We start from the raw sequence: 13,446 nt of genomic DNA, 5'->3' as shown, positions 1-13,446 counted from the left end.
GCGAAATATATGATTTTCATGTATAAAATCCGCAATTACAGCCATTTCAGCCACATCTTTGTTTATTAAAACACATAATTGTCAGTATATAAAAGATACAGCTTTCACTATTAAGAATCCAATTGAACAATGAACAACACAACTTCCATTCTCAACGTTCCAGTTTCCTTTAAAATAGCTGAATAAACAATTTATAAATTACAAATTGTTATTTAAAATTTCTTCTACCTCCGTATAAAACTTTAAATAAAATATATATTTTATAAAAAATGGATGAAATTGATAGGAACCGTTCTTCTGTTCTTTCCTTATTTTGTAAACATTGCAAAAAAATAATGGCTTGATAATGTAATCGTTAGAAAATATTTTATTTTTTTGTAAAATAATCAACTTTTACGAGTTTTATTAAGGAAAGAAAAACAAATGTGCTGCTATCAATGAAATTATTCATGCACACAAACAAAAAGAATCATCAAACTGGTTTTACGATCCAGAAGAATTTGCTCATGCTCATGCATTTTGATATTCAGAGAAATGAGGATCTATTAGTGGACAAAACCTTATCGTAGATGGAACATCTCATATACACATACGCTAACTTGGATATCATAAAAATGTCTAGAGAACGAAATAGTGATTTCAGTTCACCAAAAGCTGAACTTGACAGTGCCGCACTTTTTTATCACCAACACCCAAAACCTGGAAAATTGGAAATACAAGCAACAAAACCTCTTGATAATCAACGTGATTTAGCTCTTGCTTATTCTCCAGGCGTTGCAGCACCATGTCTTGCGATTCATGAAGATCCCAATCTTGCTGCTCAATATACCTCCCGTGCTAATTTAGTCGCTGTTATATCCAATGGAACTGCTGTTCTTGGTTTAGGAAACATTGGTCCACTCGCTTCAAAGCCAGTTATGGAAGGCAAAGCCGTTTTATTTAAAAAATTTGCGAATATTGATGTTTTTGATATTGAAATTGATGCATCCGATATAGAACAAATGGTACAAACGATATCAACCTTAGAACCTACATTTGGTGGTATTAATCTTGAAGACATTAAGGCTCCTGAATGTTTTGATATCGAAGAAAAGCTTCGTGCTAAAATGAATATTCCAGTTTTTCATGATGACCAACATGGAACTGCCATTATTGTTTCTGCAGCTGTATTAAATGCCTTAACTCTTTCAGGAAAAAAAATTGAAAATGCAAAAATAGTTACCTCAGGTGCAGGTGCTGCTGCCCTAGCTTGTCTTAATCTTTTGGTTCGTCTTGGGGCGAAAGTTGAAAATATTTGGCTTAGTGACTTAGAGGGGGTTGTTTATGAAGGTCGCAAGACCCTTATGGATCGTTGGAAAATCAATTACGCACAAAAAACGGACGCACGAACTTTATCTGATATTATTGATGATGCGGATATTTTTCTAGGCCTATCTGCGGGTGGTGTTTTAAAGCCTGAATATCTTAAAAGAATGGCTCAAAATCCACTCATTTTAGCGCTGGCTAATCCAGTACCAGAAATTATGCCTGAAGAAGCACGCTCTATACGACCAGATGCAATGATCTGTACAGGACGCTCTGATTATCCCAATCAAGTTAATAATGTCCTTTGTTTTCCCTATATCTTCCGTGGTGCATTAGACGTAGGTGCTTGTGCAATTAATGAAGAAATGAAAATGGCCGCTGTTCATGCGATTGCTGCCCTTGCACGTGAAGAAACTTCAGATGTTGTAGCACGTGCATACTCAAAAGAACCACCCAATTTTGGACCAGACTATCTGATCCCCTCTCCTTTTGATCCGCGTTTAATACTGCGTATTGCTCCCGCTGTTGCTAAAGCAGCAATGGCAACTGGTGTCGCCATTCGTCCCATTGAAGATATGGAAGCCTACTATGATATCCTCAATCGATTTGTCTTTCTTTCTGGTTTAACAATGAAACCTGTTTTTGCTGCAGCAAAAACAGCAAAACGTAAACGCGTCATCTATGCTAATGGTGAAGATGAACGCGTCCTTCGTGCAGCACAAGTTGTCATTGAAGAACAAACCGCAACGCCTCTCCTTATCGGCCGTCCACATGTCGTAGAAGCGAGATTAAAACGCTTTGGTTTAAGAATTCGTCCTGGTATAGATTTTGAATTAACCAACCCTGAAGATGATCCACGTTTTCGTGATTATGTTAATTTATTTTTTCATTATACAGGAAGGCGTGGTGTTACGCCTGAAATGGCAAAAACAGTAGTAAGAACATCAACAACGGCTATTGCTGCCCTTGCCGTCATGCGTGAAGAAGCAGATGCAATGATTTGCGGCTTAGAAGGACGTTTTGAACGTCAACTTGAATTAATTGAACAAATTATCGGTCTTGATCCTAATGTTCATCGTTTTTCTGCTATGAGTTTGCTTATCTCTCAACAACGTACTCTTTTCCTCACAGATACTTACGTCAACGAAAATCCTTCTGCAGAAGAAATCGCTGAAATGACTGTATTGGCAGCTCAAGAAGTTGAAGCATTTGGAATAACACCAAAAGCAGCCTTATTATCACACTCAAACTTTGGTTCTAAAAACACAGAAAGTGCGCGTAAAATGCGACGTGCAACAGAAATTCTTGCCAAATTACACCCTGATTTAGAAGCAGACGGTGAAATGCATGGTGATTCTGCCCTTTCCAAAGTTTTTCGTGATCGTGTTTTTCCTGATTCTCGTCTTAAAAGTGAAGCTAATTTGCTTGTCTTTCCAACACTTGATGCAGCCAATATCACGCTCAACACTGTTAAAAGCCTCACAAATGCACTCCATGTTGGTCCTATTCTAATCGGGGCAGCACGTCCCGCCCATATCTTAACGCCCTCAGTAACTTCACGGGGAGTTGTTAATATAACAGCCCTTGCTGTCCTTGCAGCCAATAGAAAAAATAGTCTCGTAAAATAAATGCGCAATAAAATTTCAAAGTTTTTTAAATATTGAGATATAGCGTTTCATGTACTGTAAACCTCTTTTCTCTATAGAGAAAGATAGCTATATTCTGGATTAAGTCTTTTTTTTTAAGAGAAAAAAGGCTAGAAGAACGATATTAAATGTATTTTGAATTTACTAACTCTATAATAAGGAATCCGTACATTGCCTTCCACGTTTGATAAAGTTGCTGATATCATAGCAGAAATCAGTGAAATTGATCGCAATACAATTACACCTGAAAGTCATACAATTGACGATCTAGGAATCGACAGTCTTGATTTTCTTGATATTGTTTTCGCTATTGATAAAGCTTTCGGAATAAAAGTCCCTCTAGAACAATGGACACAAGAAGTCAACGAAGGTACTGTTGCAACAGAAGAATACTTTGTTCTTAAAAACCTTTGTGCAAAAATTGATGATCTCGTTGCCTTAAAACAGGCGGAGTAGTTTTTTCACCATGCATGATCAATCTGTATTCATCACTGGTATAGGCCTCATAAGCTCTCTGGGGGAAGGAGTTGATCAACATTGGAATCTCTTAAATGATCCAATCCGTACACCAAACCTAGATTGTACAACTTTTTCACCCTACACGGTTCATAAATTGCCCGAAATTGATTGGAGTTTACAAATTCCTAAAAAAAGTGATCAACGGCAAATGGGAACATGGCAGCGTCTTGGTACCTATGCGGCTGGTCTTGCTCTTGATGATGCTGGCATGAAAAATAATGAACACCTCACTTCAACAATGGACATGATTGTAGCAGCAAGTGGAGGAGAGCGTGATATTACTGTTGATACACAGATTCTTTCTAAAGCGCGCGCAGTTGCCGATCATGCCTCTATGTTAAATGTTGCTCTTTCAACCGAACTTCGTCCAACATTATTTTTGGCACAACTTTCAAACCTTTTGGCAGGAAACATTTCAATTGTTCATAAAGTCACTGGATCATCTCGTACATTTATGGGAGAAGAAGGCAGTGGGCTTTCTGCTCTTCAAATTGCTGTAGCTCGCATAAAATCAGGTCAAAGTACCCATGCTCTTGTAGGAGGTTCCTATAATGCACAAAGTTATGATATGTTGTTGGCGCATGAACTTGGTGGTCTTTTAACCCATAATGGATGGAGCCCAGTGTGGGATCGTAAAATCCACCCCGGCGGCGGTATCATAGCCGGTTCTGGTGGTATCTTCCTAGTTCTTGAAAGTGGAGAACATGCAAAAAAGCGCAACGCACGTGCTTATGCTGAAATTAGCCAAATTATTACAAACCAAACAGATAGAACCAAAATTCCACTTAGAGAATCAATTGCAACAATGTTAAAAACTGCGGGCGCTAAATCTGCCCTAGCCATTTCAGCAGCCTCAGGAGCTCACGAAGCAACAAAAGCAGAACAAAATGCTCTTGATAATGCTGATCTATCTTACCGTGGCATTACAACATTATTTGGTTATATGCGGGAAGCACAATTTCCTCTAGCTCTAGCTCTTGCAGCACTTTCAATTGAAAAAAAACACAGTTTTCCAGCGTTAAGTCCTCATGAAAAACCTTTTTCTAAAGAAGTACGTGAAATATTTGTTACAACTATTGGTATAAAAAGAGCTGAAGGTATTGTGCGTCTTACAGCTGTTTGAAGGGAATTTCTATAGTGAAATATCATGATCATTTTGGACGTCCACTTGTAGCAATAACTGGGGCAGGCATCGTCACATCACTGGGACAAGGAAAACATGAAAATTGGCAAAAATTAACAAGCGGTGTAAGCGGTATCCACAAAATAACACGTTTTCCCGTTGAGGGATTAAATACATATATTGCTGGAACAATTGATTTTCTCAAAGAAAGTACACTTGGTGCTTCAGCTCTTTCTGAGAAGCTTGCACATCTTTCCGCTGAAGAAGCTTTGGAACAAGCTGCTGTTGATAAAAAAAATTTTAATGGACCACTCTTTCTAGCTGCTCCTCCTGTTGAACTTGAATGGACCGCACGTTTTAGTCTTGATCAAGAGGACGAATTCAATGGTGAACCTTCTTATGCACACCTTCTTAAAGTCTGTAAGAATAAACTCCATGAAACGCTTTTTGAAGCCACACAATTTGGTGCAATTGCAGAAAAACTTCAAAAAACATTTGGCACAAAAGGACTTCCTGTTACACTTTCCACTGCTTGTGCATCTGGTGCAACAGCAATTCAATTAGGAGTTGAATCTATTAGACGGGGAGAGACAAATCGAGCTCTCATAATTGCGACAGATGGATCAGTTTCAGCAGAATCTCTCATCCGTTTTTCGTTACTATCTGCTCTTTCAACCCAAAATGAGCCTGCTGAAAAAGCAGCAAAACCCTTTAGCCGTGATCGGGATGGATTTGTTATGGCAGAAGGCTCAGGTGCTTTTGTTCTTGAATCTCTTCAAAGCGCATTAAACCGTAATGCTACAGTTTTAGGAATTTTAGCTGGCTGTGGAGAAACAGCCGATGATTTTCACCGTACTCGTTCAAAACCCGATGCATCACCAGCAATTGAATCCATCCGCAAAGCTTTAGATGATGCAAAAATAACCATCAATGAAATTGATTATATTAATGCACATGGAACTTCCACACCTGAAAATGAGAAAATGGAATATCTTGCATTATCAACAGTATTCGGTGATCTTTTAGAGCATATTCCAGTCTCTTCTAATAAATCAATGATTGGGCATACATTAACTGCTGCTGGTGCAATAGAAGCGGTTTTTTCGCTTTTAACCATTCAATCGGGGATACTTCCACCTACAATAAATTATGATAATCCTGACCCTGATATCCCTTTAGATGTTGTTCCTCATCATAGCCGTAAAGCCTGTGTCAATGCAGTTTTGTCCAACTCATTTGGATTTGGTGGTCAAAATATGAGTCTTGTCATCACTGCATATAAAGGATAATCCTTTAATAATAAAATTTTACAACGCTAACCTAATAACATATTTAAAGGGAATGGTAATGCGTGCACTGCAACTCTTCGATGATCGTCGGCTTGAAATCACTAATATTTCCCCGCCATCTTCACCTAGTCTAGGTGAAGTAACTGTGCGGATAAAAGCCGTTGCTCTTAATCATATTGATGTATGGGGATGGCGTGGCATGGCTTTTGCGAAAAGAAAAATGCCCCTCATCATTGGTGCAGAAGCCTCTGGTGAAGTTATACAAATAGGAGATGGCGTTGAACATCTCCAACTTGGACAGATTGTCTCAATTTATGGTGCACAAACCTGCGGAGTGTGCCAAGCTTGTCATGAAGGACGAGATAATCTTTGCAGTCATGTAAAGGGAGTCTACGGTTTTCACCTTGATGGATTTGCGTGTGAGCTTGTCAATTTGCCAGCACGTTTATTAGTTCCATCACCTCCCCAATGTGATGAATTGCAGGCAGCGGTTGCTCCAATTACTTTTGGTACCGTAGAACATATGCTTTTCGATAACGCAAAACTACAAGCAGGAGAAACAATCCTGATACAGGCTGGTGGTTCAGGTATTGGCTCTGCAGCCATTCAACTTGCAAAACACATGGGCTGTACAGTTATCACAACTGTAGGTTCAGATGAAAAAATTGCAAAAGCACACTCTCTTGGAGCAGATCATGTGATTAATTATCGTAAAGATCGTTTTGAAGGTGTGGTGCGTAAATTAACCCAAAAAAAAGGTGTTGACGTTGTTTTTGAGCATGTTGGTGTAGATACATGGAACGGTTCTTTGTTATGTATGAAAAAAGGAGCACGCTTAGTGACTTGCGGCTCTACCTCTGGTGTTTCAGCACCAATAAATCTCATGCAATTATTCCAACAACAACTTAAGATATTCGGTTCATTTGGCTGCCGTATGGAAAATATGAAAAATGCCATGCAAAAAATGGCAGAAAAAACTGTACACCCTGTCATTGATACAATTGTTGAGCTTGATGAAATTGATACAGCTTTAAAACGAATGGAGAGCCGTGATGTTTTTGGTAAAATTATCCTTAAAATCGATTAAATCATGATGAAGCTTTCTCTTAAAAATCTCATATATCTTATTAAAATTATAGCTAAAAAAATATCCTACTTGTTATGGGCATATCTGCTCTTTGGTTCTTTATTTATTCTAAAGTGCTTTCCTGCCAAAATGGGAGTCTCTTTTTTTTCTTGGTTGGTAAAAAAAATTGGTCCCCTTTTACATCGTCATCAAATCACACTTAAAAATCTTAGAGGTGCATATCCAGAAAAAACAGAGCAAGAACTCCATGAAATTGCAATAGAAATGTGGGAAAATATAGGACGTTTCCTAGCCGAATATATTTTTCTTGATAAAATTTTTGATTTTGATCCTCATGCAGACGAGCCAGGTTTCATTGAGGTTAAAGGCGTTGAAATATTTGAGCGATTAAAAAATGAAAAAAAACCACATATTTTTTTCACCGCACATACTGGAAATTTTGAACTTCTGCCTATTTGTGCACAAAGTTTTGATCTTAATGTTACAGTATTATTTAGACCACCCAATAATCCCTATGTTGCCAAACGAGTCCTTAAAGCACGACAAACTTCTATGGGGCATCTTATTCCCTCCAAGGCCGGTGCAGCATGGGCATTAGCAGCCAAATTAGAAAAAGGTGAAAATGTTGGTATGCTCGTTGATCAAAAATTTCGCCGCGGTATCATGGGAACATTTTTTAACAGACCTCTTAAAACAAATCCCTTAATTATAAAACTCGCTCGACAATATGACTGTGATATTTATCCAGCACGTTGTATTCGTTTGCCTAATGGACGTCATCGTTTAGAGTTATATGAACATATAGAACTTCCACGTGATGAAAAAAATGATATCGATATAGCTGCTTCTACGCAAAAATTAAATGATATTGTTGAATCTTGGGTCCGTGAATATCCTGGACAATGGATGTGGTTACATAGACGTTGGGACACCTAACATAAGGCTCTATTGCTTACAAAGGAAGTGCAAATGTTAGCTTCAAAAGACATCAAAGATCTCATTGCAATTATCACTGCATTACGAAATTCTGATAGCGGTTGTATCTGGCATAAAAAACAAACTTTTGAATCCCTCATACCCTATATGCTCGAAGAAGTTTACGAAGTAATCGATGCCATTGAACGAAAAAACCGAAAGGATCTCTGTGAAGTACTTGGAGATCTTCTTGTACAAGTTATCTATCATGCTACCATTGCACAAGAAGAAGGCAGCTTTACTTTTGAAGATGTTGTTTATGCAATCACGGCAAAAATGATTCGACGCCATCCTCACGTTTTTGGAAATGCCGAGCAAAAAAAACGAGGATTTATAAAAGAAGAGTGGGAATATATAAAAAAAAGAGAACAGGTTGAACAAAAAAAATTGCGCGAAGAAAAAAACAACAATTCCTCCACAAGCATACTCGCACAAGTAAAACAAATCCAGCCAGCAAACCAAGAGGCACTTGCTTTACAAGAAGCAGCAGCTAAAGTAGGTTTTGATTGGAAAAAAAGTGATAAAGTTTTTGAAAAAATAGAAGAAGAACTCGAAGAGCTCAAAGAAGCCATCAAAAATAAACAAAATTCAGAGATAGAAGCAGAGTTTGGAGATCTCTACTTTATTCTCCTTAATCTCGCACGCCACTTAGCGATTGATCCACAAAAAGCATTAAAAAAAACGAATATAAAATTTCGAAACCGTTTTGCCTATATTGAAGAAAAGCTATCCACTCAATCTAAAACACTCACTGACGCATCCTTGAATGAAATGGAAGCACTTTGGAAACAAGCTAAAAATGAACAATAAAAATATTAGATTTTTTCTACCTCAAAGAACAAGTCCCTCTAAAATTACTGAATTATAATTCAGCTCAGCTCAATTTGTTTTATATTGATCCTGCGTAGCAGGACGAAGTTCCACCGATTCGCCACACCCACATGCTGAAACTTGATTAGGATTTTTAAAGACAAAACCAGAACGAAGCGTTGTCACTTCATAATCCATCTGCGCCCCTAATAAAAATAATACCGCATCATGTGCTACGAAAACACGGGCACCATTCACTTCAACAACATCCGCATCTATCCCCTTTTCTTTGACAAGAGTAATTGTATACTCCATCCCTGCACAACCACCTTTTTTGATACCAACAAGAATACCCTGTGCATCTTTTGCATCCATAATCGCTTTAACACGATCCACTGCTGCTTCCGTCAAATTTATTACCGAAAAACGGCTCATGGTTTACTCTTTTCTTAGTTCAATAAACACTTTGAAAGTTTTTCCTCTATAATATTGTATCTAGTATTTTAGAAAAAAAACAACAAAACCTAAATTAAAGTATTCTGACCTTGTTTATTTGGATAAAAATGCGTACCCATAAAATGAGATTTATGATTATACAATCCAGAACTTACAATTTTTTGTCCACATAAAACACAAAATACTTCGTCTATAAAAACTCTAAACAAAGGAAAACGTTTCAATACCATACATTCACTCCTCTCCTTTTAAAAATCTTTATCTTTTTAGAAAAGTAACGATTAGATAAGGAAAAAATATACCCCCCGTACTCATTTTCTCCCCTCCTTCTCCAATTCATACCCCTAAATCCACCAATCTTACCCCTTCACAAAATGATTACAAAGAATTTTACAGATTTGTTACGTATCTTGAATTGATAACAAGATATTGATGTCCAAAATTTTTTACTTTCAAAAGCTCTAAGTGCAAGAGCATTTTAGATTTTATTCTGTTTATTTTTTCTCTTGCCTTTAAAGAAACAGTCATTTAATCGTTTTATACAAACTCGGAGCGTAGCGCAGCTTGGTAGCGCACTTGACTGGGGGTCAAGGGGTCGTGGGTTCAAATCCCGCCGCTCCGACCATTTTTCAAATGCTATAAAATAAAAAATAAGCTTACTTAAAAAGTGAATTATTATGCATTTCAATTAGCACATACATGAATTTTTTCTTCAACGTAAAATAATGTGCAATAACATTTTATCACAAACTCGAAATAAGCTGTTTTATTAAAATAAGCTTCGTTCTTAGGAAAACACACACACGAAACGCGAGACCTTTTGCCTCGCGTTTTTTATTCTTCAGAAAAATTTATAATTATTCGGTCTTATATTTTCTAAATTTTCCTACACGACAATGTCGCTATTATCATTTTTTGTAATGGATGGTGACATCTGTACGGTTATCTTTTTGGGTTTTAATTCAGCTGGCATTTCCCTTTTAAGCTGAATATGAAGAAGCCCATCTCCAAGTTCTGCTCCAATAACCTTAACATGATCAGCCAAATGAAAACGCCGTTCAAAAGCACGCGAAGCAATGCCTCGATAAAGGAATTCTCGCTCTTCATCATCATTTTCAGACTTTCTGTTTCCCTTAACGATCAGCTGGTTACAATGCGTTTCAATATCAATTTCATCTTGAGAAAAACCAGCAACAGCCATAGAAATTCTATAAGAATCTTCAGTTAAACGCTCGATATTATAAGGGGGATAAGAAGAAACTTCATCTGGTTGTCTTCTAGAATCAAACCAGTTAAAAAGATGATCAAAACCTACTGTGGAACGATAAAATGGTGAAAAATCTACTTGACGCATAATATTGCCCTCCTCTAGAGCGACTATAATTTATAATTAATTCACAAAGTTCCCAAATGGCAAACTTACTTGTGAACCTGCGGCCCCATCATGGCAACCACACTATATTATCTGGTAATTGTTTTTCTTTATTTCAACTCTTTGGAACCTAAATTGATAAAAACTATCTAAAAAGCAATATACCCCTTTTTAAATCCTTTTTCTTCATTACATAAATGTCAAAGTCCTCTCATTATCTCACGTTGCACTAAGCGGCAAATACACTGTAAAGGATTTCAATTGGAAACACCTATTTATCCCATAGACTGGGCTTCCACTCCTCCTAATATCCATCATGGTACTCTTAAAATAGCAATAGATCACGAAATTCGTTTTGCGATAACATATCCTGAGGTGGAAAAATCTAAGGGAACAATTGTTATTCTCAAAAGCTACGCAAGTACTTTAGAAAAATATTTTTTATTAATAAATGAAATTTCTAAACGCGGTTTTCATACAGCAATATTTGACTGGTTTGATCAAGAAAAAAAATCCTTCAAGATAAGAAAACAAAGCCGACATCATTGTTTTGATATAAATAATGATATTAATGACTTATATAAATTTCTTAAAAATATTGTTTATCCTAATTGTCCGCCTCCTTACTCTATGCTCGCCTATGGTATAGGTGGATTGATAGCACTTAGCGGATTAGATCTCATTAATTATCAGTTTAATAAATTGCTCTGTGTTTCTCCCCTTTTTGCTCCATTCGGTAATAAAACGAATGGTTTTCAACATAAATTAACACAATTTCTTTCTGATATAGGTCTTGGCTTTATACCAGCGAAAGATGGGAAAAAATTAAACAAAAAAAAACAAAACAATATAAAATCGGAACACATGCATAAAGTGCCGTTCCATTCCATTAAGCCCCCAACATCCCAATGGATGGCATCGGTATTTAATGCGATCGATTCTATGAAGAGAAATGTACTCCACGGAGATTTACGAATTCCAACACTCTTTATTCTAGCCAATCAAAACAATATTGCAAACAACATTGAAGTGCGGCAATTATGCCAACACACACGCCTGACAGAAAGTATTACTATTACAGGCGCTAAACTGGATACAATTATGGTTAACGAAAATTATAAAAAGCAATTTTGGGCTGCATTTGATGCATTTATTCCCGATAATGTATTTGTAAAATAACACTAAATCTTAATTTCCGCTCCACCCCATAAAAAAGAAAATTTCTACGAGCGTTGGATCTACAAACACTTTTTAATATAATGGATTTTACTTTCCAACCACTCATATGATTCGTTTTCTAGCCTCTACAGGCAAGCCATGACCTAAATATTTACCACGCATTCTAATAAAAAACTAATATACAAAGTATATCGTTACATTAAACAAAATTATTTTACATCATAAAAAATAACTTAATAAAAAAATATTTTGTATAATTAATAAAATGAAGATAATAAATCTACATTAATATAACATGATACATATTTATAAATAAAACATCAAAATACTATTTTTGATCTATTATTAAGTGTTAATTTAATATTATATCTAGAAAAATAATAGTTTTCATCTATTTAAGGAAAAAACTGAAAATAAAGCGCACTTATAATATTTATTACAAATCTCTATAAAAACAAATAACTATGAAATTTCTATTTCTTAAGAGAATTTTTAAAAAACAATAAATTAACATAATATTCTTCTAATTTCTCTATATAGCAAGTCCCTACAGTAACGGTTTTCATAAGTTTTTTAATGAAATTCTGATAATAATCAGCGAATTTAAAAGAAAAGATAGCAATGAATCATCTTAAAAGTTTTAGAGAACCTCTTCTTTTTTCAAAATCACATATATTTTGAATTTAACCAACTCACAACGAATATGCTGTATTCTGAATAAGAATGTAAGAATTAACCATTTTGCCATTCATTTCAATTATGAGCATTTTACCGTCTTTTTTATAAATACTCTATATTGTATAATTGATGCGGCAAAACTCTGACAAATGGAGCCATTGGAACATAATCATGAAACGAATCCTGCTCGCAGAAGATGATAACGATATGCGTCGCTTTCTCGTAAAAGCCTTAGAACGTGCAGGCTACGAAGTCGCCGATTTCGATAATGGTATTAGCGCGTATGAACGTTTACAAGAAGAGCCATTTTCCCTTCTCTTGACTGATATTGTGATGCCAGAGATGGATGGAATCGAACTCGCACGACGTGCTACTGAGATTGACCCTGATTTACGAGTAATGTTCATTACAGGTTTTGCAGCGGTAGCACTCAATTCAAATAGTGATGCCCCTCCTGATGCAAAGGTTCTCTCTAAGCCATTTCACTTACGTGAACTCGTCAATGAGGTTGAAAAGATCCTTATCGCTGCTTAAAAAGTATTTTTTTAAGTTATTTGCATCTCTTGAAAGAGAAAACGAAATTAGGCATTGACGTTTATCATTCTATATGGTGTATGCAACATCAATGAATGGGCGTGTAGCTCAGCGGGAGAGCACTACGTTGACATCGTAGGGGTCACAGGTTCAATCCCTGTCACGCCCACCAGATTCTTTTTCTTATCCTATAACTTGCTGTATTTATACATCTTTTTTACTGTGAGGGATGTCTGAATAAAGTTAGAGGAATAGGGTTTTTTAACATTTCTCTACAAAGGTAGCATTTTTCTCTCTTTTTGATTCGCGAATTACTTCTGGTATTTGTTTGAATTTTTCTAAATCCTCTTGTGTAAAAATATCTATAAATCTAGAAAACATGCCAACAATTTCACGCCTCAACAGATCAGAAGTCTTGATTGTAAAACTTGTGCGACAAGCATCCGATTCTCTTCTCAAAATTTCTGCTACCC

Annotated in this window: 11 protein-coding genes, 2 tRNA genes and 1 pseudogene; 11 read left to right on the top strand and 3 right to left on the bottom strand. The window is 36.3% G+C overall.

Features of this window, described 5'->3' with window-relative positions; all coding sequences use genetic code 11:
- Positions 1 to 614: 614 nt before the first annotated feature.
- The 7 genes from ACFIK8_RS03950 (at position 615) to mazG (ending at position 8,754) form a co-directional block, all read left to right on the top strand.
- Complete coding sequence (locus tag ACFIK8_RS03950) at positions 615 to 2,933, top strand: NADP-dependent malic enzyme (protein WP_375636047.1); 2,319 nt, start codon at positions 615 to 617, stop codon at positions 2,931 to 2,933.
- Positions 2,934 to 3,122: 189 nt separating this feature from the next.
- Positions 3,123 to 3,407 (top strand): acyl carrier protein, encoded by a 285-nt coding sequence (locus tag ACFIK8_RS03945; RefSeq protein ID WP_005773457.1) that lies wholly within the window; start codon positions 3,123 to 3,125, stop codon positions 3,405 to 3,407.
- A gap of 10 nt (positions 3,408 to 3,417) precedes the next feature.
- Entirely contained in the window at positions 3,418 to 4,593 is a 1,176-nt protein-coding gene (locus ACFIK8_RS03940) for a beta-ketoacyl-ACP synthase (RefSeq protein ID WP_375656212.1), read from the top strand.
- A gap of 14 nt (positions 4,594 to 4,607) precedes the next feature.
- On the top strand, positions 4,608 to 5,882 hold the full coding sequence (locus tag ACFIK8_RS03935; RefSeq protein WP_375636045.1) for a beta-ketoacyl-ACP synthase: 1,275 nt from the start codon (positions 4,608 to 4,610) through the stop codon (positions 5,880 to 5,882).
- 58 nt (positions 5,883 to 5,940) lie between these two features.
- On the top strand, positions 5,941 to 6,969 hold the full coding sequence (locus tag ACFIK8_RS03930) for a zinc-binding dehydrogenase (protein WP_375636044.1): 1,029 nt from the start codon (positions 5,941 to 5,943) through the stop codon (positions 6,967 to 6,969).
- A gap of 6 nt (positions 6,970 to 6,975) precedes the next feature.
- Positions 6,976 to 7,905, top strand: coding sequence for a lipid A biosynthesis lauroyl acyltransferase (locus ACFIK8_RS03925; RefSeq protein ID WP_375669000.1), 930 nt, complete (start codon positions 6,976 to 6,978; stop codon positions 7,903 to 7,905).
- Between the two features lie 33 nt (positions 7,906 to 7,938).
- Complete coding sequence (gene mazG / locus ACFIK8_RS03920) at positions 7,939 to 8,754, top strand: nucleoside triphosphate pyrophosphohydrolase (protein WP_375668988.1); 816 nt, start codon at positions 7,939 to 7,941, stop codon at positions 8,752 to 8,754.
- A 69-nt stretch (positions 8,755 to 8,823) separates the two neighbouring features.
- Here the strand turns inward: mazG and ACFIK8_RS03915 are convergent, their stop codons facing one another.
- A complete protein-coding gene (locus tag ACFIK8_RS03915; RefSeq protein ID WP_375636042.1) occupies positions 8,824 to 9,189 on the bottom strand; it encodes an iron-sulfur cluster assembly accessory protein in 366 nt (121 codons plus the stop codon).
- 569 nt (positions 9,190 to 9,758) lie between these two features.
- Here ACFIK8_RS03915 and ACFIK8_RS03910 point away from each other — a divergent pair.
- Positions 9,759 to 9,835: transfer RNA gene (locus ACFIK8_RS03910), tRNA-Pro, on the top strand.
- A gap of 261 nt (positions 9,836 to 10,096) precedes the next feature.
- On the opposite strand, the gene ACFIK8_RS03905 is transcribed toward ACFIK8_RS03910, so the two are convergent.
- Positions 10,097 to 10,564: an Hsp20 family protein gene (locus ACFIK8_RS03905; RefSeq protein WP_273788169.1), complete on the bottom strand. Its 468-nt coding sequence runs from the start codon at positions 10,562 to 10,564 to the stop codon at positions 10,097 to 10,099.
- Positions 10,565 to 10,843: 279 nt separating this feature from the next.
- On the opposite strand from ACFIK8_RS03905, the gene ACFIK8_RS03900 reads away from it, so the two are divergent.
- From ACFIK8_RS03900 to ACFIK8_RS03890, 3 genes are all read left to right on the top strand, one after another.
- The gene (locus ACFIK8_RS03900; protein WP_375636041.1) at positions 10,844 to 11,761 is read left to right on the top strand and encodes an alpha/beta hydrolase; all 918 of its coding nucleotides are present in this window, start codon (positions 10,844 to 10,846) and stop codon (positions 11,759 to 11,761) included.
- A gap of 849 nt (positions 11,762 to 12,610) precedes the next feature.
- Entirely contained in the window at positions 12,611 to 12,973 is a 363-nt protein-coding gene (gene cpdR / locus ACFIK8_RS03895) for a cell cycle two-component system response regulator CpdR (protein WP_005773448.1), read from the top strand.
- Between the two features lie 97 nt (positions 12,974 to 13,070).
- Positions 13,071 to 13,145: transfer RNA gene (locus ACFIK8_RS03890), tRNA-Val, on the top strand.
- An 89-nt stretch (positions 13,146 to 13,234) separates the two neighbouring features.
- On the opposite strand, the pseudogene ACFIK8_RS03885 reads toward ACFIK8_RS03890, so the two are convergent.
- Positions 13,235 to 13,446: pseudogene (locus tag ACFIK8_RS03885) on the bottom strand (XRE family transcriptional regulator); the annotation flags it as partial.

The sequence above is a fragment of the Bartonella sp. MR168JLCBS genome (genome assembly GCF_042194175.1).
The sequence above is the reverse complement of the archived record's forward strand: the minus strand, read 5'-3'. Positions and strand labels throughout refer to the sequence as shown.

Coding starts and splice junctions, on each gene's coding strand:
- ACFIK8_RS03950 (WP_375636047.1), top strand. CDS start 615: ATGTCTAGAGAACGAAATAGTGATTTCAGTTCACCAAAAGCTGAACTT.
- ACFIK8_RS03940 (WP_375656212.1), top strand. CDS start 3,418: ATGCATGATCAATCTGTATTCATCACTGGTATAGGCCTCATAAGCTCT.
- ACFIK8_RS03930 (WP_375636044.1), top strand. CDS start 5,941: ATGCGTGCACTGCAACTCTTCGATGATCGTCGGCTTGAAATCACTAAT.
- ACFIK8_RS03925 (WP_375669000.1), top strand. CDS start 6,976: ATGAAGCTTTCTCTTAAAAATCTCATATATCTTATTAAAATTATAGCT.
- mazG (WP_375668988.1), top strand. CDS start 7,939: ATGTTAGCTTCAAAAGACATCAAAGATCTCATTGCAATTATCACTGCA.
- ACFIK8_RS03915 (WP_375636042.1), bottom strand. CDS start 9,189: ATGAGCCGTTTTTCGGTAATAAATTTGACGGAAGCAGCAGTGGATCGT.
- ACFIK8_RS03905 (WP_273788169.1), bottom strand. CDS start 10,564: ATGCGTCAAGTAGATTTTTCACCATTTTATCGTTCCACAGTAGGTTTT.
- cpdR (WP_005773448.1), top strand. CDS start 12,611: ATGAAACGAATCCTGCTCGCAGAAGATGATAACGATATGCGTCGCTTT.